Raw genomic sequence first — 26,984 nt, forward strand, 5'->3', positions numbered from 1 at the left:
GTTTCGAAACAAGGATTCGCACATGAAAGCGCTCGGCAAAATTCTCGGCCTGTTTTTTCTCGGGCTATTGCTGATCATCGTGGCACTGGGCTTTGCCCTTACCCACCTGTTCGATCCCAACGACTACAAAGACGAAATCCGTCAGCTGGCCCGCGACAAGGCCAATCTGGAGCTGACCCTCAAGGGCGACATCGGCTGGAGCCTGTTCCCCTGGCTCGGCCTGGAGTTGACCGACGCCACCCTCGCCAGTCCCAGCACCCCGGACAAGCCGTTCGCCGACCTGCGCCTGCTTGGCCTCTCGGTACGCGTGCTGCCGCTGCTGCGTAAAGAAGTACAGATGAGCGACATCCGCATCGACGGTCTCAACCTCAACCTGCAGCGCGACGAGAAAGGCCGCAGCAACTGGGAAGATGTCGGCAAACCGGCCAACGTCGCGACCGCAACAACCGACGCACCAGCAGCGAGCACCGACAGCACGCAGACCGACAGCCCAGCCACCGAACCCGGCGAAAGCAGCCAGCCACTGAAACTGGATATCGATAGCCTGATCGTCAACAGCGCGCGCATCGACTACCACGACGTACAGAAAGGCCAGCAATTCAGCGCCGAAAGCATTCAACTGACCACCGGAGCGATCCGCGAAGGCGCAGGCATACCGGTCAAACTCAGCGCCTTCTTCGGCCTCAACAAGCCGGTGCTGCGCGCCCGCAGCGAGCTGCAGGGTGAACTGCGCTTCGACCGCGCCCTCAAGCGCTACCAACTGGAAGACGCCAAGTTTTCTGGTGAAGTGTCCGGCGAGCCCTTCGATGGCCAGACCCTGACCTACTCGGCCCAGGGCCAACTGCTGCTCGACCTGGCCGCCCAGGTCGCCGAGTGGAACAGCCTGAAACTCTCCGGCAACCAGCTGCGCGCCTTGGGCGAGCTGAAAGTCCGCGACCTTGACAAGCAACCAAAACTCAGCGGCGGCCTGTCCATCGCACCGCTCAACCTGCGTGAGTTCCTCGCCACCATCGGCCAGAAACTGCCGCCGATGAACGATGACAAGACCCTCAGCCAGTTCGAGCTGGTCACCCGCCTCAGCGGCACTGACAACAGCCTGACCTTCGAAGACCTCAAGCTAACCCTGGATGACAGCCACTTCAGCGGCCAGATGGCGGTAGCCGACTTTGCCAAACAGGCCCTGCGCGTGCAGCTCAAGGGCGACCAGCTGAACCTCGACCGCTACCTGCCCGCGCCATCTAAAGACGCCAAGGACGCTGGCGCCGCGCGCCAGGCCGAGGTCAAAGCCAGCGTCGCCAGCGCCGGACAGAGCGGCAGTACGCCGCTGCCCGATGCACCGACCCAGCACGCCTGGAGCAACAGTGAAGTGCTGCCGATCGAGACGCTGCGTAAGCTCGACGTACGGCTCGACCTCGGCCTGGATCAGCTCACCGCTCAACAGCAGGTGATCAGCGCCTTCAGCGCCAAGGCGCAGAGCAAGGGCGGCCTGCTGACCCTGCAGGATGTGCGAGGCACTATCGGCAACGGCAGCTTCAATGCCAAGGCCAGCATCGATGTACGCCCGGCTATCCCACTGCTCAGCGTGCAGAAGAGTCTCAACAACATCCCGATTGAGCCGTTCCTGAAAAAGCCCGACCAGCCTTCGCCGGTAAAAGGTCTGCTGGATTTCAAAGCCAACCTGACCACCAGCGGCAACAGCCAGCGTGCCTGGGTCGATGGGCTGACGGGCGACGCCAGCTTTATGCTGAATGACGGCGTACTGCTCGACGCCAACCTGGAACAACAGCTGTGCCGCGGCATCGCCACGCTCAATCGCAAATCCCTGAGCAGCGACCCACGCGGCAAGGACACACCCTTCGAAACCCTGCAAGGCAGCCTGACCCTGCGCAACGGCGTGGCCCACAACCCCGACCTCAAGGCCTTTATTCCGGGCCTGGCCGTCAGCGGCAAGGGTGATCTGGACCTGCGCATCCTCGGCCTCGACTACCGCGTCGGCATCACCGTCATTGGTGACCAGCGCGAAATGCCCGATCCAGCCTGCCAGGTCAACGAACGCTATGTCGGCATCGAATGGCCTGTGCGCTGCCGCGGCCCGTTGGAAATGGGCGGCAAGGCCTGCCGCCTGGATCAGGACGGCCTGGGTAAAGTTGCCGCCAAGCTGGCCGGCAACAAGCTCAACGAGAAGATCGAAGAAAAACTCGGCGACAAGGTCAGTCCAGAGTTGAAAGACGCACTCAAGGGCCTGTTCAACCGATGAGACCCGAGCAGTTTTCTGACGCAGTACTGAACTGGTACGACAGCCACGGGCGCAAGGACCTGCCCTGGCAACAGGGCATCACCCCCTACCGCGTGTGGGTCTCGGAGATCATGCTGCAGCAAACTCAGGTCAGCACCGTGCTCGGCTATTTCGACCGTTTTATGGCCGCCCTGCCCACGGTAAAAGACCTGGCCGCCGCACCGGAAGACGAAGTGCTGCACCTGTGGACGGGCCTCGGTTACTACACCCGCGCGCGCAACCTGCAAAAAACCGCGCAGATCGTTATACGCGAACATGCCGGCGAATTTCCCCGCGATGTCGACCAACTCACCGAACTTCCCGGCATCGGCCGCTCCACCGCCGGCGCCATCGCCAGCCTGAGCATGGGCCTGCGTGCGCCAATTCTCGACGGCAACGTCAAACGCGTACTGGCGCGTTACGTGGCCCAGGAAGGCTATCCAGGCGAGCCAAAGGTGGCGAAACAGTTGTGGGATGTGGCGGAGCGCTTTACCCCGCACGCCCGAGTCAACCACTACACCCAGGCGATGATGGATCTGGGCGCCACCCTGTGTGCCCGCAGCAAACCCAGCTGCCTGCTCTGCCCACTGCAGAGCGGCTGCCAGGCACACCTGCTGGGCCTGGAAATCCGCTACCCAATCCCCAAACCGCGCAAGGCGCTGCCGCAGAAGCGCACGCTGATGCCGATTTTCGCCAACCGCCACGGCGAGGTGCTGCTTTATCGCCGTCCATCCAGCGGCCTCTGGGGCGGCCTGTGGAGTCTGCCGGAGCTGGAGCAAGCCAATGCCATCAGCAGCCTGGCCAGCCAGCACGGCCTGCAACTCGGCGCACAGCGCGAACTGAGCGGCCTGACCCACACCTTCAGCCACTTCCAGCTGGCCATCGAGCCCTGGCTGATCCAGGTCGACGCCGCGCCTGCTGCCGTGGCCGAGGCTGACTGGCTCTGGTATAACCTCGCCACCCCGCCGCGCCTGGGCCTCGCCGCCCCGGTGAAAAAACTGCTGAAGCGAGCGGCCGAAGCACTCGCAGCAAATACTGGAGAAACGCCATGACCCGCACCGTACAGTGCCGCAAACACAAGCAGGAACTCCCCGGCCTGGACCGCCCACCGTATCCGGGCGCCAAAGGTGAGGACATCTTCAACAACGTCTCCAAGCAGGCCTGGGACGAATGGCAAAAGCACCAGACCCTGCTGATCAACGAACGTCGCCTGAACATGATGAACGCCGAAGACCGCAAGTTCCTCCAGGCCGAGATGGATAAATTCCTCTCCGGCGAAGAATACGCCCAGGCCGAAGGCTACGTACCACCGAGCGAGTAAACCGTACGCACACCTCGTGGGAGGCGTTAGGCGGCATTCCGCTTTAGCGGCGAAATGCTCTAACAGCAGTCACGGCTAAAGCCCCTCCCACGCGCACCGACCAGCCCGTAGGGTGGATGACGCCTTATCCACCCACCATATCGCAATGTGCCGCTCTGCCCTCGCCCGAACCTAAGCGCCCGAAATATTTAAATATTTTTCAAACTCACGCTTGACACCCACCCTTCAAATCCGTCTAATAGCGCCCCGTTAGCCCGGGTAGCTCAGTCGGTAGAGCAGGGGATTGAAAATCCCCGTGTCGGCGGTTCGATTCCGTCCCCGGGCACCACTAACATAGAAAGGCCCGCCATCTGGCGGGCCTTTTTTTTTCAGAAAAAAATCATTCGCAAGGACGCGCCAATGCAAAACACCAACCGAAAACAGCTGTTCGTCATTGCAGCAGCTAGCTTGTTGTTGGGCGCCGGTTATCTGCTTTGGCACTACGTGCTGTTTCCACCCATCCATAGCGAATTCAGCCAAACACTGTTCAAGCAACGCTTTGCTGGCGAAGACCGAGCCACCTCAATGCGCTACCACGATGGCGGCAAATACCTGGCGATCGGCATGGAGTCCGGCGTAATCCACCTATGGGACGCAACCCAGCGCGAGACGCGCCTGAGCATGCGGGCCCATCAATACAGGGTCTCGCAATTGCAGTTCAGCCGCGACGGCAAGCAGCTTTTCAGCAATTCCTATTTCGAAAGCGTCACACAGCTTTGGGACAGTAAAAGCGGCGCGCATTTAGCATCAATAGCCAACGCCCGCGGCCCAGTAGCCCAGGCGCCCCATAAGAACCTCTACCTGATCGCGAATGACGATGAATTCATCTTGTACGACCTGCACAAGCGCCAGGCACTGCCTGAACGCTACAAGACCGGAGAAAGCATCACTGCACTGGCATCCAACTCAACAAAAAGCCTGATTGCTGTGGGCACTGCCTCCGGCTCGATTCAGCTATGGCAGTTCAACGAGCAACAGGGGCAACTGCAAGCTGTGCTTAAACAGAAGATCAAACCCTACGCCACCGGCAACTGGCTACTGGCACTGCGCTTCAGCGCAGACGGGCAAAACCTTATCAGTGCCAACCGCGAAGGCACCGTGAGCGAATGGCGCATTGCAAACCTGAGCAAACTGCGCGACATCCCAAGCACCCTAAGATGGGTACATCAGGCGACGTTTTCCGAGCACAGCCCCTGGCTGAGCCTGGCTGGAACTCTCGACCCCAGCGGGGGCAAAGCCGGAAAGGTGGAGCTGATCGACTTGACCAAGGGCGAAGCGCTACGCTTTCCAGCCAGAAGCAACTACGCCGTCGCCGAGATGGTCAGCCCCCTGAAGATGGGCCTGATCGCCCATGGACGACGCATCACAGGCGCGACCCTTGACTAGCCATAGCGCGGACGCAGGCGCTGTATCAAATGGCAGCGCAATGAGTCACACCAAGCCAGAAAGGCCAATATTGCGCACGCGCGACAGCCAACTGCAGCCAAGCGACAGCATGACCGGGTGAGCGCCCCCAGGCCGGTAAACGGCTTGGCGGTCAGCGAAACGCTATGCTAGCTTGACGCCTCGCCAGGAAGGCCACGCAACGCCTGAGCGCAATCGAACAATAAGAGGACCCCCCATGGCCGAGGCCACGCCCGCGCTGGAAATACGCGACCTGCATAAACGCTACGGCGACCTTGAGGTGCTCAAGGGCATCTCCCTCACCGCTCGCGACGGCGATGTGATTTCCATCCTCGGTTCTTCCGGCTCCGGCAAGTCGACCTTTCTGCGCTGCATCAATCTGCTGGAAAACCCGCACAAGGGGCAGATCATCCTCTCGGGCGAAGAACTCAAGCTCAAAGCCGCGAAGAATGGCGACCTGGTCGCCGCAGACAATCGCCAGATCAATCGCCTTCGCAGCGAGATCGGCTTTGTCTTCCAGAATTTCAATCTATGGCCGCACATGAGCGTGCTCGACAACATCATCGAGGCGCCGCGCCGCGTGCTGGGGCAGAGCAAGGCTGAGGCCATCGAGGTAGCCGAAGCGCTGCTGGCCAAGGTCGGCATTGCCGACAAGCGCCACGTTTACCCGAATCAGCTTTCCGGCGGCCAGCAACAGCGCGCGGCAATTGCCCGCACGCTGGCCATGCAGCCGAAAGTCATCCTGTTCGATGAGCCCACCTCAGCCCTCGACCCGGAAATGGTACAAGAAGTGCTTAATGTGATCCGCGCACTCGCCGAGGAAGGCCGCACCATGCTGCTGGTAACACATGAAATGGGCTTTGCCCGTCAGGTGTCCAGCGAAGTGGTGTTTCTGCATCAGGGCCTGGTTGAAGAACAGGGCTCCCCGGAGCAGGTATTCGACAACCCGAATTCGGCGCGCTGCAAACAATTCATGTCCAGCAATCACTAAAACACGGAGCAACTACGCATGCAGAACTACAAGAATATCCTGCTGGCCGCTGTCGCCACCCTGGCCTTCGGCACCAGCGCCGTCGCGGCGGACAAGCTGAAACTGGGTACTGAGGGCGCTTACCCGCCGTTCAACCTGATTGACGCCAGTGGCCAGGTCGGCGGTTTTGACGTGGAAATCGGCCAGGCCCTGTGTGCCAAGATGAAGGCCGAGTGCGAAGTGGTCACCTCCGACTGGGACGGCATCATCCCGGCCCTGAACGCGAAGAAATTCGACTTCCTGATTGCCTCCATGTCGATCACCGAAGAGCGCAAGGCCGCAGTGGATTTCACCGAGCCCTACTACACCAACAAACTGCAGTTTATCGCCCCGAAAGGCAGCGACTTCAAAACCGATAAAGCCAGCCTCAAAGGCAAAGTAATCGGCGCTCAGCGCGCTACCATCGCCGGCACCTGGCTGGAAGACAACCTCAATGGCGTGGTCGACATCAAGTTGTACGACACCCAGGAAAACGCCTACCTTGACCTGGCCTCGGGCCGCCTCGATGGCGTGCTGGCTGACACCTTCGTCAACTGGGAATGGCTGAAGAGCGACGCCGGCAAGAGCTTCGAGTTCAAGGGCGACCCGGTATTCGACAACGACAAGATCGGCATCGCCGTACGCAAGGGTGACGCGCTGCGCGAGAAGTTGAACGCCGCACTGGCCGAGATCGTGGCTGACGGCACCTACAAGAAGATCAACGACAAGTACTTCCCGTTCAGCATCTACTAAGCTGCCGGCACTGCGTCGCCCGCCCGGGCGGCGCAGGCTTCTGAGCCCCTATGAATTTCGACCTCTACGGATTCGGCCCGGCCCTGGCTGCTGGCACCCTGATGACTTTCAAGCTGGCGCTCAGCGCGCTGTGCCTGGGTCTGGTGCTCGGCTTGCTCGGCGCCCTCGCCAAGACTTCCCCGTACAAGCCGCTGCAATGGCTTGGCGGCACTTACTCGACCATCGTGCGCGGGATTCCCGAGCTGCTCTGGGTGCTGCTGATCTATTTCGGCACCGTACAGCTGATGCGCAACCTGGCGGACCTGCTCGGCATCGAAAGCCTTGAGCTGAACGCCTTCGCCGCCGGCACCATTGCCCTCGGCATCTGCTTCGGCGCATATGCCACCGAGGTGTTTCGCGGCGCCATTCTGGCCATCCCCAAGGGCCACCGCGAAGCCGGCCAAGCGCTGGGCATGTCCAAACCACGGATATTCTGGCGGCTGATCCTGCCGCAGATGTGGCGCATCGCCCTGCCCGGCCTGGGCAACCTGTTTATGATTCTGATGAAGGACACCGCATTGGTCTCGGTGATCGGCCTGGAAGAAATCATGCGCCGCTCGCAAATCGCCGTGACCGCCAGCAAGGAGCCCTTCACCTTTTATATGGTGGCGGCCTTTATTTACTTGGGCCTGACCGTGCTGGCGATGATCGGCATGCACTTCCTTGAAAAACGCTCCAGCCGTGGCTTTGTCAGGAGCGCGTCATGAGAAAGATCTCTGAAATCGCAGCCTGGTCGGTTGGCGTTGCGCTGATTGCCTATGCGCTGTGGGGCGGCCTGACCGCCCTCAACTGGGACGTGATCATCAAATGGCTGCCGCGCCTGTCTGAAGGCGCCCTGCTGACCCTGGAGCTGGTAGCCATCGCGGTTCTCGCCGGATTGATTCTCGCCCTGCCGATGGGCATCGCCCGCGCCTCGCGGCACTGGTATGTGCGCGCTCTGCCCTACGGCTACATCTTCTTCTTCCGTGGCACACCACTGCTGGTGCAGCTGTTCCTGGTCTACTACGGCCTGGCGCAGTTCGATGCGGTGCGTGAAGGCCCGCTCTGGCCCTACCTGCGCTCCCCGTACTGGTGCGCAGTGCTGACCATGACCATGCACACCGCCGCCTATATCGCCGAAATTCTGCGCGGGGCGATTCAGGCCGTGCCACCGGGCGAGATCGAAGCAGCCCGCGCGCTGGGCATGTCACGGGCACAGGCGATGTTCTACATCATCCTGCCACGCGCCGCGCGCATCGGCCTGCCGGCCTACAGCAATGAAGTGATTCTGATGCTCAAGGCCAGCGCCCTGGCCAGCACCGTGACCCTGCTGGAGCTGACGGGCATGGCTCGCACGATCATCGCTCGCACCTACCTGCCGGTGGAAATCTTCTTTGCGGCGGGGATGTTCTACCTGCTGATCGCCTTCCTGCTGGTGCGCGGATTCAAACTGCTGGAACGCTGGCTGCGCGTCGACGCCTGCCAGGGCCGCTGATTGCCTGAGGGCTCGCACCCTCAGGCACCGCCATCATGCCAACCACCTTACCTGCCCAGATCCTGCAAGACGCTGCCTTGCTGCAGCGTTTTCAAGCACTCGACAGTTTTCTTATCGAGCATCAGGCGCTGTGGCGACCACGGCCCTTTGTGCATTACCCGGTATTGCCCTGGGAAGCCGAGCACCCACAGCTGGCCGCCTGGCTCAGAGCACAAAGCCTGGAGCATGCTGAAGCTGCGCATAACCAACCGTACCTGCTGCCAGCACCCGTGCCCTTCCCACAACTGGCCGCTCAGGCTGACGAGCTAAGCCTGATTGGCGAACTGCCACGGTTACCCGCGACAGCTCTGCCCGCACGTTTTAGCAGCGATGTGCCTGGGCGCAAGTGGCAACAGATCGACGCGTTCGCCCGCAGCCTGAGCTTTAGCCAGAAACCGCAACACTGGCTGGACTGGTGCGCCGGCAAAGGCCACCTCGGGCGGATGCTCGCACACGGCGGCAGCAGCCTGACCTGCCTGGAATGCAATCCACAGCTGGTCAGCAGCGGCCAGCAACTCAGCCAGAAACTCGGCATCGCCGCACAGCATATCGAGCAGGATGTGTTGGCCGACAACTCCGTGACGCAGCTGCAGGCGCACCACACTCCCGTGGCGCTGCATGCCTGCGGCGAACTGCACACGCGCCTGCTGCAACTGGCCAGCCATGTCGGCTGCCAGCAACTGGCCGTGGCGCCCTGCTGCTACAACCGCATCAACACAGCGACCTATCAGCCACTCTCGGTAAGCGCCCAGGCCTCGACACTGCAGCTGTCCATCGACGATCTTGGCCTCCCGCTGAGTGAAACCGTCACCGCTGGCGCAAGGGTGCGCCGCCAGCGCGACCAGTCCATGGCCAGACGCCTGGGCTTCGACTTGCTGCAGCGCCAGTTGCGCGGCATTAATGAATACCTGCCAACCCCATCCCTACCTGCGGCCTGGCTGAACAAGCCCTTTGCCGACTACTGCAAAGACCTCGCGGCACTCAAGCAGCTGCCCACACCTACCGCGCAAAATTGGCAGCAGCTTGAACAACAAGGCTGGCAACGTCTGGCCGAAGTCCGCAACCTGGAACTGCTGCGCAACCTGTTTCGCCGCCCACTGGAGCTCTGGCTATCACTCGACCGTGCACTTTTCCTGCAAGAGCAAGGCTACAGCACGCGCCTTGGCCGCTTCTGCAGCCACCAACAGAGCCCACGAAATCTGCTGCTACTGGCCGAACGCCCATGAAAGTTGCCCACAAACTCTGTGGATAACTCTGTTGACAGAATCTGAGCAAACCGCGCAAAAGCCCGCCCCAGCTACAGATCGCTGATCTGCGCATTTTTCAGCCTGTAAATATAGCTTGTAAAAACAGACACTTAGCCAATACCGCGAACCAGCGCACAAAGTCTGCGCACGCTCGTACCAGATGCCCTGCTTATGTGCATAACGATTTGGCTGCTGATAACAATGCCTTCACAGAACTACGCTCAGACGGCTTTACTCAGCCAAATGAATGGATATAATGGCGACCCTCAAAGGCCGGTATAGCTCAGCTGGTAGAGCAACTGACTTGTAATCAGTAGGTCCCGGGTTCGATTCCTGGTGCCGGCACCATATAAAGAAAGCCCCGCAGCGATGCGGGGCTTTTTTATGCAGAAAATACTGCACTTGCCCCCATCCTGCACGGCTTGTAACACTGCCTAGCAATGTTCACCGAGCATATAAGAAAGGAAGGTGTGGATCCGTGCATATCCTTATCACCGGCGGCGCCGGCTTTATCGGTTCGGCGCTGATTCGCCATTTGCTGAATCACACCGAACATCAGGTGCTCAACCTCGACAAGCTGACCTATGCCGGCAATCTCGAGTCGCTGGCCAGCGTTGCCGATAACCCACGCTATCGTTTTGTGCAGGCGGATATTGCCGACAGCGCCGCCGTCAGCCAGGCGCTGGCCGAGTTTCAGCCGGATGCGATCATGCACCTGGCAGCCGAGTCGCATGTCGACCGCTCCATCGACGGCCCAGCGGCGTTTATCCAGACCAATATCGTCGGCACCTACGCGCTGCTCGAAACCACGCGCCGCTACTGGTTGCAGCTGGAGCCAGCGCGCAAGGCAGCGTTTCGCTTTCACCATATCTCCACGGACGAGGTGTATGGCGATCTGCATGGCGTGGACGACCTGTTCAGCGAGACCACGCCCTACGCACCCAGCTCGCCCTACTCGGCGAGCAAGGCCGCGTCGGATCATCTGGTGCGTGCCTGGCAGCGCACCTATGGCCTACCGGTACTGATCACCAACTGCTCGAACAACTACGGCCCCTATCACTTCCCGGAAAAATTGATCCCGCTGGTGATCCTCAACGCCCTGGATGGTAAGCCACTACCGGTCTACGGCAATGGCCAGCAGGTGCGTGACTGGCTGTATGTGGAAGACCATGCTCGCGCGCTACTAAAGGTAGTGAGCGAAGGCAAGGTTGGCGAGACCTACAATATCGGCGGACACAACGAGCAGAAGAACCTGCATGTGGTGGAGAGTATCTGCGCGCTATTGGACGAGTTGGCCCCACGCCAGAATGGCTCGTATAAGGAGCAGATCAGTTTCGTCAGCGACCGCCCCGGCCATGACCTGCGCTATGCCATCGATGCCAGCAAGATCGAACGTGAGCTCAGCTGGAAACCCGCCGAGACCTTCACCAGCGGCCTGCGCAAAACCGTGCTCTGGTACCTGAACAATCTCGACTGGTGTCGCCGCGTACAGGATGGCAGCTACCACCGCGAACGTCTCGGCACGTCCCAAGGAGCAGCACAATGAAAGGCATCATTCTCGCAGGCGGCTCCGGCAGCCGCCTGCACCCGATTACTCTGGGCGTGTCCAAGCAGCTGCTGCCGATCTATGACAAACCGATGATCTACTACCCGATCTCGGTGCTGATGCTCGCTGGAATTCGCGAAATCCTGATCATTTCCACCCCACAGGATCTGCCGAATTTCCGCAAGATGCTCGGCGATGGCAGCCAGTTCGGCGTGCGCTTCGAATACTGCGAGCAGCCCTCGCCGGACGGTCTGGCCCAGGCCTTTATTCTTGGTGAAGACTTTATCGGCACAGATTCGGTGTGCCTGATCCTTGGCGACAATATCTTCCATGGCCAGCACTTCACCGAGAAACTTCTGAGCGCCGCAGCCCAACCTTCTGGCGCCACTGTCTTCGGCTATTGGGTCAGTGATCCGCAACGCTATGGCGTTATCGAGTTTGATGAGCAAGGCAAAGCCATCTCCATCGAGGAGAAGCCCACAGCCGCGAAGTCCAGCTATGCGGTGACCGGCCTGTACTTCTACGACAACGATGTGGTCGAAATCGCCAAAGCGGTCAAACCTTCGGCGCGCGGCGAGCTGGAAATCACCGACGTCAACAATGCCTATCTGCAGCGTGGCGATCTGCGGGTCGAACGCTTCGGTCGTGGCTTTGCCTGGCTCGATACCGGCACTCACGACAGCCTGCTGGAAGCATCACAATACGTGCAGACCATCGAACACCGCCAGGGCCTGAAAGTCGCCTGCCTGGAAGAAATCGCCTATCAGCAAGACTGGATTGATCGCCAGCAGCTATTAGCTCAGGCCAAAGCCTTCGGCAAAACTGGCTACGGCCAGTACTTGCTCAAACTGGCCGAGGAGTAAGCATGCAGGCAATCAATACTGAGCTGCCCGGTGTGCTCATTCTCGAGCCCAAGGTGTTCGGCGATCAGCGTGGGTTTTTCTTCGAAAGCTTCAACGCCCGCGCATTTGCCAAGGCCACCGGCCTGCAGTGTGAGTTCGTTCAGGACAACCATTCACGCTCGCAACTCGGCGTATTACGCGGCCTGCATTACCAGGTTCAACAGGCGCAAGGCAAACTGGTGCGGGTCACCGCCGGCGAAGTTTATGACGTAGCCGTGGACCTACGCCGCAGCTCGCCGACCTTTGGCCACTGGGTCGGCGTGCACCTGTCCGCCGAAAACAAGCGCCAGCTGTGGGTGCCGGCAGGCTTTGCCCATGGATTTTTGGTGCTTAGCGAGTTCGCCGAATTTCTCTATAAGACCACCGATTACTACGCACCGGAACACGAGCGCTGCATCCGCTGGGATGACCCGACCCTGGCCATCGAATGGCCATTGGATGGCGCGCCGCAGCTCTCGCCAAAGGATCAGTCCGGGCTCAGCTTCGCTGAAGCTCAGGTTTTCCCATGAAGATTCTCCTGCTCGGCCAGCATGGCCAGGTCAGCCAGGAACTACAGCGCACCCTGCAAGGCGCAGGCGAGCTGACGGTACTGGGTCGCGAGCAGCTGGATCTGGCTCAGCCCGAGCTGATTCGCCAGCAGGTACAAAACCTCAGTCCCGAGTTGATCATCAATGCTGCCGCGCATACTGCTGTGGATCAGGCCGAGAACGAGCCGGAACTGACCTTCGCAATCAACGCCACGGCGCCGGGCATCCTCGCCGAGCTAGCGGCCGAACTGGGCGCTCCGCTGGTCCATTACTCCACCGATTATGTGTTCGACGGCAGCCACACTGAGCCTTACCGCGAAAGCGATAGCACAAACCCGCTAAGTGTTTACGGACGCAGCAAACTGGCTGGGGAGCAAGCGATTCAGGCCGTGGGCGGCATGCACCTGATTCTGCGCACCAGCTGGGTCTATTCACAGCACGGGAAAAACTTTCTGCTGACTATGCAACGCCTGCTGCAGGAGCGCGAAAGCCTATCCGTAGTGGACGACCAGATCGGCGCGCCGACCTGGGCCGGCACCATTGCGCAGGCTACGGCACGACTGGTCGAGCAATGGCGCAGCGGCCATGCCGGCCCCTGGGGCGTGTATCACCTGACCGCGCAGGGCGAAACCAGCTGGTTTGGCTTCGCCAGCGCGATTGCCAGGCACCTGCGCAGCCAGGGCAAAAACGTGGCGACACTGCAGTCCATTCCCAGCAGCGCCTATCCAACCCCCGCGCAGCGCCCACTTAATTCGCGCCTGGACTGCAGCCGCCTGCAGCAGGACTGGCAGGTGCAACTGCCGACCTGGCAACAGGCACTATCCGACTGCCTAGCGACTCAATCACTAAACAACTAAGCCCTGAAGCGCTGAATCTGTTGCTGCAAACCGGTGGCTAGCTGCGCCAGATCGCGGCTGGCAATCGAGCTCTGCTCAGCGCCATTGACCACTTCACCAATACTGTCGTTAAGACTGCTGATGTTCTGGCTGATCTCATTGGCCACCGCCGTCTGCTCCTCGGTAGCGGCGGAAATCTGCACATTACCGTCGGCAATGCCTTCGATGGCATGGGCAATATGATTGAGCACTTCACCCGCTTCACGGGCATGGCTGACACTATTCTGCGCCTGTTCGCGCGACAGCTGCATGGCGCTGACCGCACTGCGCGCACCGCCTTGCAGGGCATCGATCATGCCGCGGATCGACTCGGTGGCTTTCTGCGTATTACTCGCCAGACTGCGCACCTCATCAGCCACCACGGCAAAGCCGCGCCCCGCCTCACCGGCGCGCGCAGCTTCGATAGCCGCGTTGAGCGCCAACAGGTTGGTCTGCTCGGCAATACTCTGAATCACCCCTAGCACCTTGCTGATTTCGTCGCTCTGGCTGTGCAGGGTGTCGATCACCTCGCCGGCTTTTTCCACCGACACCGACAGCCCTTGAATCGACGAGAGGTTGGACTGCACCAGCTCGCTGCCCTGACGCGCCTCCTTATTCGCGTCTGCGGCATTACCGGCGGTGGACTGCGCATTGCGCGCCACTTCCTGCACCGCCACGCTCATCTGATGCACGGCAGTGGCCACCATGCTGGTCTGGTCACCCTGAGCCGTGGCGGCCTGACTGACCTGGGCGCTGATCGCGCTCATCTCCTCGGACGCCGCGGCCAGCTGAGTGGCGGTATCAGTCAGATGACGAATCAGCGCCTGCTGGTGCTCAAGCATGGTATTGAAGGCGCGGGCGGTATCAGACACCTCATCACGGCCACGGGCATCGGCGCGCAGGGTCAGATTGGAAGACTCCTGCACTTCACTGATCAGGTTGCGCAACCCCGCCAGCGGGCGAATGATCGACAGGCTGATCAACAACGCGGCCACCAGCACCAGCACCAGCGCCACGGCACCAATCAGCACGAAGGTGTTGCGGATCGCCTGGTACTGCGTCGTGGTCTCGACATTAAGCCGCTCGCCCTCGCTCAGCTGCAGGCTGATCAGGCCCTCCAGCTCGCCACCCAGCGGGTCGAAGGTGTCATACAGGGTGCGATTGAACGGGCCGGCCTCGGCGGCCAGCAACTGACCATTACCGATCTGCCCCAGGTACTGATCGGCCAGTTGCTGCACCCGCAGCAGGTGCGGCTTGGTGCGCTCGACCCGGCTGCTTTCATCACTGGTCAGGCGGGTACCTATGTACTCAGCCCAGGCGTTGTCCCCGCGGCTGCGGGCATCACTGAACGCCTTGCGCAATGTGGACTCATCGAACACCCCGGCACGGTACTTATGCAGCGCATCGACCATCGCCACGGCATAGGCATCGGACACCACCTTGAGCTGGCTGATCGGCCGCATGCGATCGGTAAACAACTCATCAAAACTGTCATTCAGCTTGCTGGCATTGGACAACGCCATGCCGATGACCACAATCAGCACCAGCAGCGGCACCACCGCCAACAACAGCAACCTCGCCCTTACCGTCAATTGAGCCAACATCGGACACCTCCAGGGACTAAAGCGCAGCCGTCCATGCAGGGCGCAAGCGGGCGACACCATTACTCCAGGGCGATGCCGAACGATTTGAGTATTGACCCATATCGGCGAACTTGCCCACTTATTGCATAACCGCCACTCTGAACTGATCACCCTGCCCGAGTAAGCGCATGTCCACCCCGTCATCCCACCCTCGTCGCCCACGCTGGAGAAGCCTGGCAGTCCTTGTGTTACTGCTGGTGCCGCTGCTGTGGCCACTGCAACACCTGACAGAGCGCTATTACAGCGGCGTGCTGACCGCACAGAACCGGCAGACCCTCGATCTCTATGTGGCCAACCTGCTGGGCACCTTGCGCCGCTACGAAGTCCTGCCGCCCATTCTTGCGGACTTACCCGACGTGCGTAGCGCTCTGCAAAACCCTGCTCAGGCGGCACAACGCACAGCGGCCAACCACCTGCTCAGCCAGATTCGCCAGCAAACCGGGGCCGATGTCATCTATCTGATGGCCGCAGACGGCACCACCCTGGCGGCCTCGAACTGGACGCAGGAAGACTCTTTTGTAGGCCGCAACTTTTCCTATCGCCCCTACTTTCGCGAAGCCATGCAGGGCCGCCCTGGGCATTTCTTCGGGCTGGGCACCACCTCGGGTAAACGCGGCTACTTCTTCGCGGCGGCGATTCGCGACGGCGAGCAGATTCTCGGCGTGATGGTGGTCAAGGTCGACCTCGACCACACCGAAACCCTGTGGGGCAAGCGTCCCGAGCAGTTGCTGGTTACCGATAACTACGGCGTGGTGATTCTCACCTCAAACGCCGAGTGGCGCTTTCACGCCACCCGCGAACTGGACAATGCCGAGCGGGCAGCCATTGCCGACACCCAGCCCTATCGCATCCAGTCGCCACCACCGCTGCAGCTCAACGCCGACGCCTGGTTACGCCAGGGACAAAAACTCGATGAAATCGGCTGGACGGTGAGCATCCTCACGCCACGCTCACAGCTCGACCAGCCGGTGCGTACCACCATGGCAGTCGGCGGCAGCACCTTGCTGGCGCTGATCCTGTTGCTCGGCCTGCTGATGCAGCGGCGCCGTCACTACCTGGAACGTATCGCCCTCGCCAGCCAGGCCCGCCAGCAGCTGGAGCAGCGCGTGCTGGAGCGCACCCTCGATCTGGAACGCCTCAATAGCCGACTAAAGCAGGAAGTGCTGGAGCGCGAACAGGCCCAGCAGGAGCTGGTACAGGCCCAGGATGAACTGGTGCAGGCCAGCAAACTCTCGGCCCTGGGCACCATGAGCGCGAGCATCAGCCATGAACTCAATCAGCCCCTGGCGGCCATTCGCAGTTACGCCGACAACGCCTGTGTGCTGCTCGACCACCAGCGCGGCGATGATGCTCGCGCCAATCTCAAGCTGATCAGCCAGCTCACCGAGCGCATGGCCTCGATCATCGCGCACCTGCGCGCCTTCGCTCGCCGTGACCGCCATGCCCCGGAAAGCGTGGCCCTGCAGCCGGCCATCGACGATGCCCTGGCCCTGCTGGCCAAGCGCCGCCAGGCCATGCAGGTCGAGCTGATTCGCGACCTGCCGAACGCCACCCTGTGGGTGCAGGCCGGAGAAACCCGCCTGCGCCAAGTGCTCGGCAACCTGCTGGCCAACGCCCTCGATGCCTTGAGCGAAGTACCGCAGCCGCGCCGTCTATGGCTGAGTGCCGAACTGACCGCCGAAGGCGTCGATCTACACCTTAGGGACAATGGTCCCGGCTTTAGCCAGGAGGCGCTGCAACGCGCCCGCGAGCCATTCTTCACCACCAAGACCAGCGCTCAGGGCCTCGGCCTCGGCCTGGCCATTTGCGATACCCTGATGCGCGCCCTGGGCGGCGAACTGCTGTTCGCCAACCACCCTGACGGCGGCGCCCAGCTGACCCTGCGCCTGCGCGCCGTGGATCAGGGCATCAAAACCCAGTCGCCAGAGGACTTTGTTGTATGAGCATGATCGACTCCCGCACCCAGGTGCTGCTGATCGACGATGACCCACATCTGCGTCAGGCGCTGAGCCAGACTCTCGACCTGGCGGGGCTCAAGGTCAGCAGCCTGGCCGACGCCCATGGTGTCGCCGCGCGCATCGAACGCGACTGGCCGGGGGTGGTGGTCAGTGATATCCGCATGCCCGGCATCGACGGCCTGCAGCTGCTGCAACAACTACAGGAACAGGACCCAGAACTGCCGGTACTGCTGATCACCGGCCATGGCGATGTGCCCCTGGCCGTGCAAGCTATGCGCGCTGGCGCCTACGACTTTCTGGAAAAGCCCTTTGCCAGCGACGACCTGCTCGACAGCGTACGCCGCGCCCTGTCTCTGCGCCGCCTGGTGCTGGATAACCGCAGCCTGCGCATGGCCCTGGCGGATCGCCACACCCTGTCGGCACGTCTGGTCGGCCAATCGCCGGCCATGCTGCGCCTGCGCGAACAGATCGGCGCCCTGGCTGGGATCAACAGCGACGTGCTAATCCTCGGCGAAACCGGCGCCGGCAAGGAAGTGGTGGCGCGCGCGCTGCACGATCTGTCCAGCCGCCGCGCCGGGCCGTTTGTGGCAATCAACGCCGGCGCCCTTGCCGAATCGGTGGTGGAAAGCGAGTTGTTCGGCCATGAACAAGGCGCCTTTACCGGCGCGCAAAAGCGCCGCATCGGCAAATTCGAATTCGCCAATGGCGGCACCCTGTTCCTCGATGAAATCGAAAGCATGAGCCTGGAAGTGCAGGTCAAGCTGCTGCGCCTGTTGCAGGAGCGGGTGGTCGAACGCCTCGGTGGCAATCAGCTGATCCCGCTGGATATCCGGGTGATCGCCGCCACCAAGGAAGACCTGCGCCAGGCTGCCGATCAGGGCCGCTTTCGCGCCGACCTGTATTACCGCCTGAACGTCGCACCGCTGCGTATCCCGGCCCTGCGCGAGCGCGGCGAAGATGCCCTGTTGCTGTTCCAGCATTTTGCCGAAGCCGCCAGCAGCCGCCACGGCCTGGCCGAGCGCAGCCTGCAACCGGGCCAGCGCGCGGCGCTGCTGCGCCACCCCTGGCCGGGCAACGTGCGCGAGTTGCAAAACGCCGCCGAACGCTTTGCCCTAGGCCTGGAGCTGGATCTCGACCTGCAAGCCCAGGCCGCTGCACCCGTGCCCGATGAAGACGGCAATAGCGGCGGCCTGAACGCCCAGGTGGAAGCCTTCGAGCGCAGCCTGATCAGCGCCGAACTGAGCCGCGCACACAGCTCGCTGCGCAGCCTGGCCGAAGCGCTGGGCGTGCCGCGCAAAACCCTGCACGACAAACTGCGTAAACACGGACTGAGCTTTGCCGACGCTGGCGGAAGCTCGCCAGACAGCCTCGATTAGCAGGCGGATTTCCGCCAAAAGCTGCGCGAGCGGCCTGCGCAGCAGCTCGCGAAATTTCCTGCAACAACCTGCCAGGCCTTGTCGCTGCTGCGTTTCACATTGCTCACAGCAGCCATTTCAGTGCCTGGCATGGCGGTTGCTCTAGCCTCCTGCAGGCGACTTCACAATGCACAGTTCTAGGCAATCTGCCCGACGCCCGTCATTTTCTGACAGGCCGCCTAGACTTGAGCCTGTTCGCCCGACTTGTAGCGCTGCGGCGCATCACGCTATACAAAAACAAGAGGAAAGACTCCATGTTCAAACTGACTGCCAAGGCGCTCGCGTGCGCCCTGTCGCTGAGCATCGCCGGCATGGCCCAAGCGGCCGACCCGATCGTGATCAAGTTCTCCCACGTGGTCGCCGACCACACCCCTAAAGGCCAGGGTGCCGCGCTGTTCAAGAAGCTCGCCGAAGAGCGTCTGGGCGACAAGGTCAAGGTCGAGGTTTACCCGAACTCCTCACTGTTCGGTGACGGCAAGGAAATGGAAGCGCTGTTGCTCGGTGACGTGCAGCTGATCGCCCCATCGCTGGCCAAATTCGAGCAGTACACCAAGCAAATCCAGGTATTCGACCTGCCGTTCCTGTTCAAGGACATGGCCGCCGTCGACCGCTTCCAGCTGAGCCCAGAAGGTCAGGCGCTGCTGAAGTCCATGGAAGAGAAAAACATCACTGGCCTGGCCTACTGGCACAACGGCCTCAAGCAGCTGTCCGCCAACAAGGCGCTGCGTGAGCCGAAGGATGCCCGTGGCCTGAAATTCCGCGTACAGGCTTCCGCCGTACTGGAAGAGCAGTTCAAGGCTGTGCGCGCCAACCCGCGCAAGATGAGCTTCGCCGAGGTTTACCAGGGCCTGCAGACCGGCGTGGTTAACGGTGCAGAGAACCCCTACTCGAACATCTACAGCCAGAAGATGCATGAAGTGCAGAAGTTCATCACCGAATCCAACCACGGTGTACTGGACTACATGCTGATCACCAACACCAAGTTCTGGAGCGGCCTGCCGGAAGACGTACGCAGCGAGCTGGACAAGATCATCGTGGAAGTGACCGCCGAAGTGAACAAGCAGGCTGGCGCGCTGAACGATGGCGACAAGCAGCGCATCATCGACGCGAAAACCACCGAAATCATTACCCTGACCCCAGAGCAGCGTAATGAATGGCGCGATGCCATGAAGCCGGTGTGGAGCAAGTTCGAAGCTGAAATCGGTGCTGACCTGATCAAAGCTGCCGACGCAGCCAACCAGTAAGGCGGAGCAGGCCTCGGCCTGCACCCAACCACAGCACAGCCTTGCCGCTGCGCGATAGCCCGAATACCCAGGCAACCCTCGCGGGCTGCCTGGGTACGCCGCCCCCAACCACTGGAGACTCTATTGATGAACGCCTTGCGGCGCGTCTGGGACCATTTCGAGGAAGGCTTTATCGCGTTCCTGCTGGCCGCCATGACGCTGGTGACCTTCGTCTACGTGATCCTCAACAACCTCTACACACTGTTCTACAACCTGGCGGATCGTTGGGAAGGCAGCAGTGAGTTTTTCTTCGCCATTGGCGACAGCATTCTCGGCATGGCCCAGTCGATGACCTGGAGCATTGCCCTGACCAAGGCGTTATTCGCCTGGTTGATTTTCTTCGGCCTGGCCTACGGTGTGCGCACCGCCGGGCATATCGGCGTCGATGCACTGGTCAAGCTGGCCAGCAAACCGGTGCAACGGGTTATCGGCCTGATCGCCTGCCTGGCCTGCCTGGGCTATGCCGGGCTGATCACCGTCGCCAGCTTCGACTGGGTGAGGACCCTGTTCACCGCCGGCATCGGTGCTGAAGACCTCGGTCACTACGGCATCATGCAATGGCATATCACCCTGATCGTGCCGTTCGGCTACGCCATGGTTTTTATCCGTTTCTTTGAAATCTTCGTACGCATTCTGCGCAACCAGCAGACTGGACTGGGGCTGGCTGATGAAGCCGCCGACGCACTGAAGATCAATGAGCACGGGGAGCACAAGTAATGACCATCCTGTTCCTCTTTATTCTCCTGTTTCTGCTGATGTTTATCGGCGTGCCGATTGCTGCCTCGCTGGGCCTGGCCGGCTCGGTGACCATCATGCTGTTCAGCCCGGACTCGGTACGTTCGCTGGCGATCAAGCTGTTCGAAACCAGCGAACACTACACCCTGCTGGCGATCCCGTTCTTCCTACTGTCCGGTGCGTTTATGACCACTGGCGGCGTGGCCAAGCGCCTGATCGACTTCGCCAACGCCTGCGTCGGGCATATCCGTGGCGGCCTGGCCATCTCGGCGGTATTGGCGTGCATGCTGTTTGCCGCGCTGTCCGGTTCGTCGCCTGCCACCGTGGCGGCCGTCGGCTCGATTGCCATCGCTGGCATGGTGCGTTCGGGTTACCCGCAGGCATTCGGTGCCGGGATCGTGTGTAACGCCGGCACCCTGGGCATCCTGATTCCACCGTCGATCGTCATGGTGGTGTACGCCGCCGCGACCGAGCAGTCGGTGGGCAAGCTGTTTATGGCTGGTGTCGTACCCGGCCTGCTGCTGGGCGTAGCACTGATGGTGGCGATCTATATCGTCGCGCGGAAGATGAATCTGCCAGCCATGCCGCGTGCCAGCTTCCGTGAGTTCATCACTGCGGCACGCAAGGCCATCTGGGGTCTGCTGCTGATGGTGATCATCCTCGGCGGCATCTACTCAGGCATGTTCACCCCAACCGAAGCCGCTGCAGTGGCAGCAGTCTACGCCGGCTTTGTGGCGCTGTTCGTGTACAAGGACATGACCATCCGCGAGTGCCCCAAGGTGCTGCTGGAGTCCGGCAAGCTGACCATCATGCTGATGTTCATCATCGCCAACGCCATGCTCTTCGCCCACGTGCTGACCACCGAGCAGATCCCGCAAACCATCACCGCCTGGGTGATCGAGATGGGCCTGCAACCTTGGCAGTTCCTGCTGGTGGTAAACATCGTGCTGCTGGTGGCGGGCGCCTTTATGGAGCCATCGGCGATCATCCTGATCCTCGCACCGATCCTCTTCCCGATTGCCGTGCAACTGGGCATCGACCCGATCCACCTGGGCATCATCATGGTGGTGAACATGGAAATCGGCCTGATCACACCACCCGTGGGGCTCAACCTGTTCGTCACCTCGGCGGTGACCGGTATGCCGCTGACCTCGGTGATCAAAGCCGCCTGGCCGTGGCTGATGCTGCTACTCAGCTTCCTGATGATCATCACCTACGTGCCTGCCGTCTCCATGGCATTGCCGAACTGGCTGGGCATGACCTGACAGCAACTCCGTGTGTACTTCCCTACACACTTTCAGCCCGGCCTTAGTGCCGGGCTTTTTTTGCCTGTGGCTTTTGTAGGGAGGGTCGGACCGCGCAGGTTAGCCGCATACCTCCATTACCTGGTATCACGCCGCTCGAAACGCGGCCTAAGCCACCATCGGCGCAGCACACTTCACTGAGTTAGATAGCCCGTTAAACCCGCGCCAATTCCGGCAAGTCACCGGACAGCCCCAACGCCTGACGGACAAACAGTGCCTTGGCTTCCGGCAAATCATCCACCCAGTTGAGGCCGCTGTTGCGCAACCAGCGCAGCGGTAGCGGATCAGCCTGGAACAGCCGCTCGAAGCCTTCCATCGCCGCCATCATTGCCAGGTTGTGCGGCATGCGCCGGCGCTCGTAACGGCTGAGCACCTTCACACCAGCCAAGCGTTCGCCACGCTGCGTCGCGTGTAGCAACACCTCTGCCAGCACCGCGACATCGAGAAAGCCCAAATTGACCCCCTGCCCGGCTAGCGGATGGATGCTGTGCGCGGCATCGCCGATCAGTGCCAGGCCGTCTTCGACATAACGCTTGGCGTGACGCTGACGCAACGGAATACACAGACGCGGATCGGCCTGAAGGATGTCGCCCAGGCGATGCTCGAAGGCAAAGCCCAGCGCCCGGCGGAAACCCGCATCGTCCAACGCCATCAATCGCTCGGCTTCAGTTGGGGTAACCGACCAGACAATCGAGCACCAATGCTCACCTTCGGGACCGGCCAGCGGCAGAAAGGCCAGCGGGCCGTCATCGGTAAAACGCTGCCAGGCAGTAGCCTGGTGCGGCTTGGCGCAGCGCACGCTGGTGACAATGGCGTGGTGCAAATAATCCCACTCACGGGTGGCGCAACCGGCGAGACGACGCACCGCCGAGTTGGCCCCGTCTGCGGCAATCAGCAGTGGCGCACGCAGCTCACGGCCGTCGCTCAGGCTGAGCAACCAGCCATCACCGGAGCGGCGCAACTGCTCCAGACGCGCACCTGATAGCAGGCCAATCGGACTATCGTGCAGCCGTTCGAGCAGGGCGTCCTGCACCACGCGGTTCTCGACGATATGGCCAAGCGCTTCGGCATGCACGCTGGCCGCACTGAAGTGAATCTGCCCGGTGCCCGAGCCGTCCCACACCTGCATCTCGGCATAGGGGCAGGCGCGCCGCGTGGCGATGCCGTCCCACACACCGAGGCGCTCGAGAATGCGCTGGCTGGCCACCGACAGCGCACTGACTCGCGGCTCGAAGGCCGCTTGCGGATCAAAGGGTTTGACGCTCAGCGGGCCGCCATCGACCAGCAGAATCTCCAGGCCCTGGTCTTGCAGCGCCAACGCCAGGGCACTGCCGACCATACCGGCACCAACGATGATCAGGTCCGCTTGCATGAGCTTCCTTATCCAGCCTGCCGCGCGCGCGGCTTGAGGCGTACGTAGAGGGTCTTGTGCGCGATGGCCACCAGAGTCCCGGTCGCGTCGCGGATGTCTACCTGCAACTCAGGCAGGTATTTCTCGCCGCCGGCGGTCTTCGCGCGAATATCCGCCAGCAAGGCGTCGTCGATGCGGAAGTCGGCATACACCGGGCCCTTGCCCGGCGTGATGAAGTCGATGCTGGCGGCTTTGTCCCAGACGATGTAGTCGTCGCCCAGCAACGGCATCAACAGCAGCATGTAGAAGGGGTCAACCATGCTGTACAGCGAACCGCCGAACTGAGTGCCAACGAAGTTACGGTTGTACCAGCGCAACGCCATGCGCACCCGCGCCTCGCGGCAATCGGGGGAAATGCGCTGCACCTTGATGCCCGCCCCGAGGTACGGCGGATAGAGGTTCAAGCCCAGGCGCAGCAGGCGGGCGCGACGCGCCAGTTTACGGTCACTCATCGAGCATTCTCATAAAGTACGGGTGCCGAGGCCCATGGCCTGGCGGGCAAACCAGCGTTTCGCCGGAGGTAATAGATCCAGGCCGAGCAAACCGAGATTGCGCCCGGCCGCCAGCAGCGGCTGGCCGGTACTGAACAGGCGGGTGACCTGGTCGGAGAAACCGACGGTCAGTTGCTGGTCCACCTGCTGGCTGCTCAGATAACGCTGCAGAGTGGCCAGATCGCCCAAAGGTGCGCTGCTCGCCAGCAGGGTTTCAGCCAGCACTAGGGTGTCGCGCAGTGACAGGTTGTAACCCTGCCCAGCAATCGGATGCAGGCTGTGCGCGGCATTGCCGAGCACCACCAGATGCTGGCGCACCTGCTCCTTGGCGGCGGTCAAGGCTAACGGATAGAGGTGCCGCGCACCAACCTGCCGCAAGCTACCCAAGCGATAGCCGAAGGCCAGCTGCAACTCGGCGAGAAACGCCGCATCACTCAGCGCAAACAGGCGTTCCGCCTCTTGCGTGGCACGGGTCCAGACCAGTGCGCAGCGGTTATCCGCCAGCGGCAGCAGGGCCATCGGCCCTTCTTCGGTAAAGCGCTCAAAGGCCAGACCGTTGTGCGCATCCGTAGGGCTGACGTTGGCGATCAGTGCGCTCTGCCCGTATGGCGTAGTGCTAACGGCAATGCCCAGCTGCTCACGCAAACCGGAGCGGCCACCTTCGGCGAGAATCGCCAGGCTGCACTCAAGCTCGCAGCCATCGTCCAGGGTCAGGCGGTAGCCATCGGCCAGGGCCTGCATACGGGTGACATGTGCCGGGCTGCGCCAGCTCACCACTTGTTGATCCAGCGCCTGCCACAGGCATTCGCCGAGCCAGGCGTTTTCCACCACATAGCCCAGCGCCGGCACGCCTTCTTCTTCGGCGCTCAGGCGCGCGGCGGCGAAGCGACCACGGTCGGAAACATGAATCTGCTTGATCGGCTCGGCGCGCTGGCTGATCTGTGGCCACAGGCCGAGACGCTGATAAATCTGCTGCGAACCAAACGACAGCGCAGTGGAGCGTGCGTCATAGCTGGGCTGATAGCCGCTGCCCGGAGTGAATGGCTCGATCAGGCAGATGCGCCAGCCGCGCAGCTTGGCTTCGGCCTGCAACGCCACGGCCAAACTCGCGCCGACCAGGCCGCCGCCAATAATCGCAATGTCGACGCGTGGCATGCTCTAGGCCGCCACGCTGCGTGCGGCGGCCATCAGCGCTTCGATCTCGGCGACAGTTTTCGGTACGCCGCAGGTGAGAATCTCGCAGCCAGTCTTGGTCACCACCACATCGTCCTCGATGCGCACACCGATGCCGCGCCATTTCTTCGCCACGTCCTGATTGTCCACGGCGATGTAGATGCCCGGCTCGACGGTCATGGCCATGCCGACTTCCAGCTCGCGCCATTCGCCGCCGACCTTGTACTCGCCGACGTCGTGTACATCCATGCCCAGCCAGTGGCCGGCGCGGTGCATATAGAAGGGCTTGTAGGCTTCAGTGGCGATCAGCTCGGCCACATCACCCTGCAGCAGGCCCAGCTCCACCAGCCCGGCAGTAATCACCTGCACCGTGGCCTCGTGCGCCTGGTTCCAGTGCTTGCCGGGGCCGATCTCCTTGAACGCAGCTTCCTGCGAAGCCAGCACCAGCTCGTAGATGGCTCTCTGCTCAGGGGAGAATTTGCCGCCGACCGGAAAGGTGCGGGTGATGTCGCTGGCGTAGCAGTCGATCTCGCAACCGGCGTCGATCAGCACCAGATCGCCGTCTTTCAACTGTGCGTCGTTCTCGCGGTAATGCAGGATGCAGGCGTTCTTGCCCGCAGCGACGATAGAGCCATAGGCCGGCATCTTCGCCCCGCCCTTGCGAAACTCGTAATCCAGCTCGGCTTCCAGGTGGTACTCGAACAACCCGGCGCGACTGGCCTGCATGGCGCGCACGTGGGCGCGGCAGGAAATATCCGCCGCTTCCTTCATGACTTTGACTTCGGCTGCAGACTTGTACAGGCGCAGGTCGTGCAGCAGGTGTTCGAGGGTGATGAATTCGTTCGGCGGCGTGGCCCCCTGGCGCGCCTTGGAGCGAATCACATTGATCCACTCCATCAGCTGGCGATCGAACTCATGGTTGGTGCCCATGGAGGAATAGACCCGATCACGGCCCTCGATCAACCCCGGCAGAATGTCGTCGATATCACCAATCGGGAACGCGTCGTCTGCGCCGTACTGGCTGATCGCGCCATCCTGGCCGGCACGCAGGCCGTCCCACAGTTCGCGCAGCGGGTCGCGTTCGCGGCAGAACAAGACGTACTCGCCATGCTCGCGGCCGGGAATCAGCGCAATCACCGCCTCCGGCTCGGGAAAGCCGGAGAGGTACTGGAAGTCGCTGTCCTGGCGGTAGATGTGCTCGACATCGCGGTTGCGGATATACACCGGCGCGGCCGGCAGAATCGCGATGCTGTTGGGTTCCATCTGCGCCATCAGCGCCTTGCGCCGACGGGCGTATTCCGACTTGGGGATGCTGATCATGGGCAGATTGAGTCCACTTCTATTGCATGAAAATCAATGCAGCGACGGTTTCGCCGCGGCGACTACAGGCTTGGCACACTCGCTGAACAGCAGCAGCGGCGCAACGCGCAGGTACTCCATCACTTCCATATAGTCGTTCTCGCCATCATCGGACTCATCCAGGGCGTTCTGCACCTGGGCAATCGCCGAGAGGTCCTGCAGCACTTCCATGGCTTCAGCGCTCAGGGCGCTGTCACGGGCAGTCAGACCGAAGCCGCCGAGGAAGCCCTGACACCATTGTCCCAGAGCCACGGCGCGCTCGCTAAGCGGCGCATCGTCGCTGGGCAGCAACAGCACCACAGTGACGTCATTGCTGGACAGCTCGTTCTTGACCATTTCCTGCAGGCCGATCAACGCCTGGCGCACGGTGTCTTCCGGTGCCGCGCCGAGCAGCTCGGCGGCATCCACCAGCCAGGCGTCGATATCAAAGCCCGCACCAGCACAGCTGCGACCGAGCAACAGACCATGCAACTCGGCAGGGGAAATGGTATGACCGCTGCTGGCTAGCAGGGCGGCAAACGCGGAGTACGGAGAATTTGAAGTTGGCATAGATAACTAGGCGCAAAGCTGCGCGATCACTAGAATGGAGGCCTTGTATCCTAGCACCGGCAGACGTGCCAAGACTATGCAGGCGGCTCGACGGAGCCCGCCTGCCAGCGCAAAAATTGCCGCACGTGATCCGCGGGTGAAATACATCAACCTCTGGCGTGCTGATCTGCTCCACACTGACAAACAAGCACCGCGCACCGCCCGACACTGTCG

At 61.6% G+C, this 26,984-nt stretch carries 24 protein-coding genes, 2 tRNA genes and 1 pseudogene; 20 read left to right on the forward strand and 7 right to left on the reverse strand.

Going from position 1 to position 26,984, the window contains the following annotated elements:
• Positions 1–22 precede the first annotated feature (22 nt).
• The 15 genes from ACIN8IBEIGE_RS12305 (at position 23) to rfbD (ending at position 13,432) form a co-directional block, all read left to right on the forward strand.
• Positions 23–2,257 (forward strand): AsmA family protein, encoded by a 2,235-nt coding sequence (locus ACIN8IBEIGE_RS12305; RefSeq protein ID WP_160014880.1) that lies wholly within the window; start codon positions 23–25, stop codon positions 2,255–2,257.
• Positions 2,254–3,327 (forward strand): A/G-specific adenine glycosylase, encoded by a 1,074-nt coding sequence (gene mutY, locus ACIN8IBEIGE_RS12310; protein ID WP_160014881.1) that lies wholly within the window; start codon positions 2,254–2,256, stop codon positions 3,325–3,327. The genes ACIN8IBEIGE_RS12305 and mutY overlap by 4 nt, the downstream gene beginning before the upstream one ends.
• On the forward strand, positions 3,324–3,596 hold the full coding sequence (locus tag ACIN8IBEIGE_RS12315) for an oxidative damage protection protein (RefSeq protein WP_090379491.1): 273 nt from the start codon (positions 3,324–3,326) through the stop codon (positions 3,594–3,596). Before mutY ends, ACIN8IBEIGE_RS12315 begins: the two co-directional genes overlap by 4 nt.
• Positions 3,597–3,848: 252 nt before the next feature.
• Positions 3,849–3,924, forward strand: a tRNA-Phe gene (locus tag ACIN8IBEIGE_RS12320).
• Positions 3,925–3,995: 71 nt separating this feature from the next.
• Positions 3,996–5,021, forward strand: a complete 1,026-nt coding sequence (locus tag ACIN8IBEIGE_RS12325; protein WP_160014882.1) for a WD40 repeat domain-containing protein — start codon at positions 3,996–3,998, stop codon at positions 5,019–5,021.
• Between the two features lie 235 nt (positions 5,022–5,256).
• Complete coding sequence (locus ACIN8IBEIGE_RS12330; protein ID WP_160014883.1) at positions 5,257–6,030, forward strand: ABC transporter ATP-binding protein; 774 nt, start codon at positions 5,257–5,259, stop codon at positions 6,028–6,030.
• Positions 6,031–6,048: 18 nt separating this feature from the next.
• On the forward strand, positions 6,049–6,801 hold the full coding sequence (locus ACIN8IBEIGE_RS12335; RefSeq protein ID WP_160014884.1) for an ABC transporter substrate-binding protein: 753 nt from the start codon (positions 6,049–6,051) through the stop codon (positions 6,799–6,801).
• Positions 6,802–6,851: 50 nt separating this feature from the next.
• Entirely contained in the window at positions 6,852–7,547 is a 696-nt protein-coding gene (locus tag ACIN8IBEIGE_RS12340; RefSeq protein WP_160014885.1) for an ABC transporter permease, read from the forward strand.
• The gene (locus tag ACIN8IBEIGE_RS12345; protein ID WP_256665138.1) at positions 7,544–8,314 is read left to right on the forward strand and encodes an ABC transporter permease; all 771 of its coding nucleotides are present in this window, start codon (positions 7,544–7,546) and stop codon (positions 8,312–8,314) included. The genes ACIN8IBEIGE_RS12340 and ACIN8IBEIGE_RS12345 overlap by 4 nt, the downstream gene beginning before the upstream one ends.
• A gap of 35 nt (positions 8,315–8,349) precedes the next feature.
• Entirely contained in the window at positions 8,350–9,579 is a 1,230-nt protein-coding gene (locus ACIN8IBEIGE_RS12350; protein ID WP_160014886.1) for a methyltransferase, read from the forward strand.
• Positions 9,580–9,872: 293 nt separating this feature from the next.
• Positions 9,873–9,948: transfer RNA gene (locus tag ACIN8IBEIGE_RS12355), tRNA-Thr, on the forward strand.
• A 130-nt stretch (positions 9,949–10,078) separates the two neighbouring features.
• Complete coding sequence (rfbB, locus tag ACIN8IBEIGE_RS12360) at positions 10,079–11,146, forward strand: dTDP-glucose 4,6-dehydratase (RefSeq protein ID WP_160014887.1); 1,068 nt, start codon at positions 10,079–10,081, stop codon at positions 11,144–11,146.
• Positions 11,143–12,009 (forward strand): glucose-1-phosphate thymidylyltransferase RfbA, encoded by an 867-nt coding sequence (rfbA, locus tag ACIN8IBEIGE_RS12365; RefSeq protein ID WP_160014888.1) that lies wholly within the window; start codon positions 11,143–11,145, stop codon positions 12,007–12,009. Before rfbB ends, rfbA begins: the two co-directional genes overlap by 4 nt.
• Before the next feature lie 2 nt (positions 12,010–12,011).
• On the forward strand, positions 12,012–12,557 hold the full coding sequence (gene rfbC / locus ACIN8IBEIGE_RS12370; protein WP_160014889.1) for a dTDP-4-dehydrorhamnose 3,5-epimerase: 546 nt from the start codon (positions 12,012–12,014) through the stop codon (positions 12,555–12,557).
• Complete coding sequence (gene rfbD, locus ACIN8IBEIGE_RS12375; RefSeq protein ID WP_160014890.1) at positions 12,554–13,432, forward strand: dTDP-4-dehydrorhamnose reductase; 879 nt, start codon at positions 12,554–12,556, stop codon at positions 13,430–13,432. The genes rfbC and rfbD overlap by 4 nt, the downstream gene beginning before the upstream one ends.
• Here the strand turns inward: rfbD and ACIN8IBEIGE_RS21210 are convergent.
• On the reverse strand, positions 13,429–14,292 hold the full coding sequence (locus tag ACIN8IBEIGE_RS21210) for a methyl-accepting chemotaxis protein (RefSeq protein WP_372240013.1): 864 nt from the start codon (positions 14,290–14,292) through the stop codon (positions 13,429–13,431). The genes rfbD and ACIN8IBEIGE_RS21210 overlap by 4 nt on opposite strands.
• Positions 14,293–15,237 (reverse strand): annotated as a pseudogene (locus ACIN8IBEIGE_RS21215) (MCP four helix bundle domain-containing protein); the annotation flags it as partial.
• On the opposite strand from ACIN8IBEIGE_RS21215, the gene ACIN8IBEIGE_RS12385 reads away from it, so the two are divergent.
• From ACIN8IBEIGE_RS12385 to dctM, 5 genes are all read left to right on the forward strand, one after another.
• Positions 15,222–17,036, forward strand: coding sequence for an ATP-binding protein (locus ACIN8IBEIGE_RS12385; RefSeq protein ID WP_160014892.1), 1,815 nt, complete (start codon positions 15,222–15,224; stop codon positions 17,034–17,036). The pseudogene ACIN8IBEIGE_RS21215 and the gene ACIN8IBEIGE_RS12385 overlap by 16 nt on opposite strands.
• A complete protein-coding gene (locus tag ACIN8IBEIGE_RS12390) occupies positions 17,033–18,427 on the forward strand; it encodes a sigma-54 dependent transcriptional regulator (RefSeq protein ID WP_160014893.1) in 1,395 nt (464 codons plus the stop codon). The genes ACIN8IBEIGE_RS12385 and ACIN8IBEIGE_RS12390 overlap by 4 nt, the downstream gene beginning before the upstream one ends.
• Before the next feature lie 293 nt (positions 18,428–18,720).
• Positions 18,721–19,710: a C4-dicarboxylate TRAP substrate-binding protein DctP gene (dctP, locus tag ACIN8IBEIGE_RS12395; protein ID WP_160014894.1), complete on the forward strand. Its 990-nt coding sequence runs from the start codon at positions 18,721–18,723 to the stop codon at positions 19,708–19,710.
• A gap of 126 nt (positions 19,711–19,836) precedes the next feature.
• Entirely contained in the window at positions 19,837–20,466 is a 630-nt protein-coding gene (locus tag ACIN8IBEIGE_RS12400) for a TRAP transporter small permease (protein WP_160014895.1), read from the forward strand.
• A complete protein-coding gene (gene dctM / locus ACIN8IBEIGE_RS12405) occupies positions 20,466–21,749 on the forward strand; it encodes a C4-dicarboxylate TRAP transporter large permease protein DctM (RefSeq protein WP_160014896.1) in 1,284 nt (427 codons plus the stop codon). Before ACIN8IBEIGE_RS12400 ends, dctM begins: the two co-directional genes overlap by 1 nt.
• A 193-nt stretch (positions 21,750–21,942) precedes the next feature.
• Here the strand turns inward: dctM and ACIN8IBEIGE_RS12410 are convergent, their stop codons facing one another.
• From ACIN8IBEIGE_RS12410 to ACIN8IBEIGE_RS12430, 5 genes are read right to left on the reverse strand one after another with little or no spacing between them, the layout of a single operon-like run.
• Entirely contained in the window at positions 21,943–23,160 is a 1,218-nt protein-coding gene (locus ACIN8IBEIGE_RS12410; protein ID WP_160014897.1) for a 2-octaprenyl-3-methyl-6-methoxy-1,4-benzoquinol hydroxylase, read from the reverse strand.
• An 8-nt stretch (positions 23,161–23,168) separates the two neighbouring features.
• Positions 23,169–23,651, reverse strand: a complete 483-nt coding sequence (locus ACIN8IBEIGE_RS12415; protein WP_160014898.1) for a DUF4442 domain-containing protein — start codon at positions 23,649–23,651, stop codon at positions 23,169–23,171.
• Between the two features lie 9 nt (positions 23,652–23,660).
• The gene (ubiH, locus tag ACIN8IBEIGE_RS12420; protein ID WP_160014899.1) at positions 23,661–24,845 is read right to left on the reverse strand and encodes a 2-octaprenyl-6-methoxyphenyl hydroxylase; all 1,185 of its coding nucleotides are present in this window, start codon (positions 24,843–24,845) and stop codon (positions 23,661–23,663) included.
• A gap of 3 nt (positions 24,846–24,848) precedes the next feature.
• The gene (pepP, locus tag ACIN8IBEIGE_RS12425) at positions 24,849–26,183 is read right to left on the reverse strand and encodes a Xaa-Pro aminopeptidase (RefSeq protein ID WP_160014900.1); all 1,335 of its coding nucleotides are present in this window, start codon (positions 26,181–26,183) and stop codon (positions 24,849–24,851) included.
• Positions 26,184–26,216: 33 nt separating this feature from the next.
• A complete protein-coding gene (locus ACIN8IBEIGE_RS12430; protein WP_160014901.1) occupies positions 26,217–26,771 on the reverse strand; it encodes a YecA family protein in 555 nt (184 codons plus the stop codon).
• Positions 26,772–26,984: the final 213 nt, after the last annotated feature.

This window comes from Pseudomonas sp. 8BK, assembly GCF_902506475.1.
Lineage (GTDB): Bacteria > Pseudomonadota > Gammaproteobacteria > Pseudomonadales > Pseudomonadaceae > Aquipseudomonas > Aquipseudomonas anguilliseptica.

Excerpts from the sequence above, each read along its gene's own strand:
- ACIN8IBEIGE_RS12305 (WP_160014880.1), top strand. The coding sequence starts at position 23 with ATGAAAGCGCTCGGCAAAATTCTCGGCCTGTTTTTTCTCGGGCTATTG.
- mutY (WP_160014881.1), top strand. The coding sequence starts at position 2,254 with ATGAGACCCGAGCAGTTTTCTGACGCAGTACTGAACTGGTACGACAGC.
- ACIN8IBEIGE_RS12315 (WP_090379491.1), top strand. The coding sequence starts at position 3,324 with ATGACCCGCACCGTACAGTGCCGCAAACACAAGCAGGAACTCCCCGGC.
- ACIN8IBEIGE_RS12325 (WP_160014882.1), top strand. The coding sequence starts at position 3,996 with ATGCAAAACACCAACCGAAAACAGCTGTTCGTCATTGCAGCAGCTAGC.
- ACIN8IBEIGE_RS12330 (WP_160014883.1), top strand. The coding sequence starts at position 5,257 with ATGGCCGAGGCCACGCCCGCGCTGGAAATACGCGACCTGCATAAACGC.
- ACIN8IBEIGE_RS12335 (WP_160014884.1), top strand. The coding sequence starts at position 6,049 with ATGCAGAACTACAAGAATATCCTGCTGGCCGCTGTCGCCACCCTGGCC.
- ACIN8IBEIGE_RS12340 (WP_160014885.1), top strand. The coding sequence starts at position 6,852 with ATGAATTTCGACCTCTACGGATTCGGCCCGGCCCTGGCTGCTGGCACC.
- ACIN8IBEIGE_RS12345 (WP_256665138.1), top strand. The coding sequence starts at position 7,544 with ATGAGAAAGATCTCTGAAATCGCAGCCTGGTCGGTTGGCGTTGCGCTG.
- ACIN8IBEIGE_RS12350 (WP_160014886.1), top strand. The coding sequence starts at position 8,350 with ATGCCAACCACCTTACCTGCCCAGATCCTGCAAGACGCTGCCTTGCTG.
- rfbA (WP_160014888.1), top strand. The coding sequence starts at position 11,143 with ATGAAAGGCATCATTCTCGCAGGCGGCTCCGGCAGCCGCCTGCACCCG.
- rfbC (WP_160014889.1), top strand. The coding sequence starts at position 12,012 with ATGCAGGCAATCAATACTGAGCTGCCCGGTGTGCTCATTCTCGAGCCC.
- rfbD (WP_160014890.1), top strand. The coding sequence starts at position 12,554 with ATGAAGATTCTCCTGCTCGGCCAGCATGGCCAGGTCAGCCAGGAACTA.
- ACIN8IBEIGE_RS21210 (WP_372240013.1), bottom strand. The coding sequence starts at position 14,292 with ATGCTTGAGCACCAGCAGGCGCTGATTCGTCATCTGACTGATACCGCC.
- ACIN8IBEIGE_RS12385 (WP_160014892.1), top strand. The coding sequence starts at position 15,222 with ATGTCCACCCCGTCATCCCACCCTCGTCGCCCACGCTGGAGAAGCCTG.
- ACIN8IBEIGE_RS12390 (WP_160014893.1), top strand. The coding sequence starts at position 17,033 with ATGAGCATGATCGACTCCCGCACCCAGGTGCTGCTGATCGACGATGAC.
- dctP (WP_160014894.1), top strand. The coding sequence starts at position 18,721 with ATGTTCAAACTGACTGCCAAGGCGCTCGCGTGCGCCCTGTCGCTGAGC.
- ACIN8IBEIGE_RS12400 (WP_160014895.1), top strand. The coding sequence starts at position 19,837 with ATGAACGCCTTGCGGCGCGTCTGGGACCATTTCGAGGAAGGCTTTATC.
- dctM (WP_160014896.1), top strand. The coding sequence starts at position 20,466 with ATGACCATCCTGTTCCTCTTTATTCTCCTGTTTCTGCTGATGTTTATC.
- ACIN8IBEIGE_RS12410 (WP_160014897.1), bottom strand. The coding sequence starts at position 23,160 with ATGCAAGCGGACCTGATCATCGTTGGTGCCGGTATGGTCGGCAGTGCC.
- ACIN8IBEIGE_RS12415 (WP_160014898.1), bottom strand. The coding sequence starts at position 23,651 with ATGAGTGACCGTAAACTGGCGCGTCGCGCCCGCCTGCTGCGCCTGGGC.
- ubiH (WP_160014899.1), bottom strand. The coding sequence starts at position 24,845 with ATGCCACGCGTCGACATTGCGATTATTGGCGGCGGCCTGGTCGGCGCG.
- pepP (WP_160014900.1), bottom strand. The coding sequence starts at position 26,183 with ATGATCAGCATCCCCAAGTCGGAATACGCCCGTCGGCGCAAGGCGCTG.
- ACIN8IBEIGE_RS12430 (WP_160014901.1), bottom strand. The coding sequence starts at position 26,771 with ATGCCAACTTCAAATTCTCCGTACTCCGCGTTTGCCGCCCTGCTAGCC.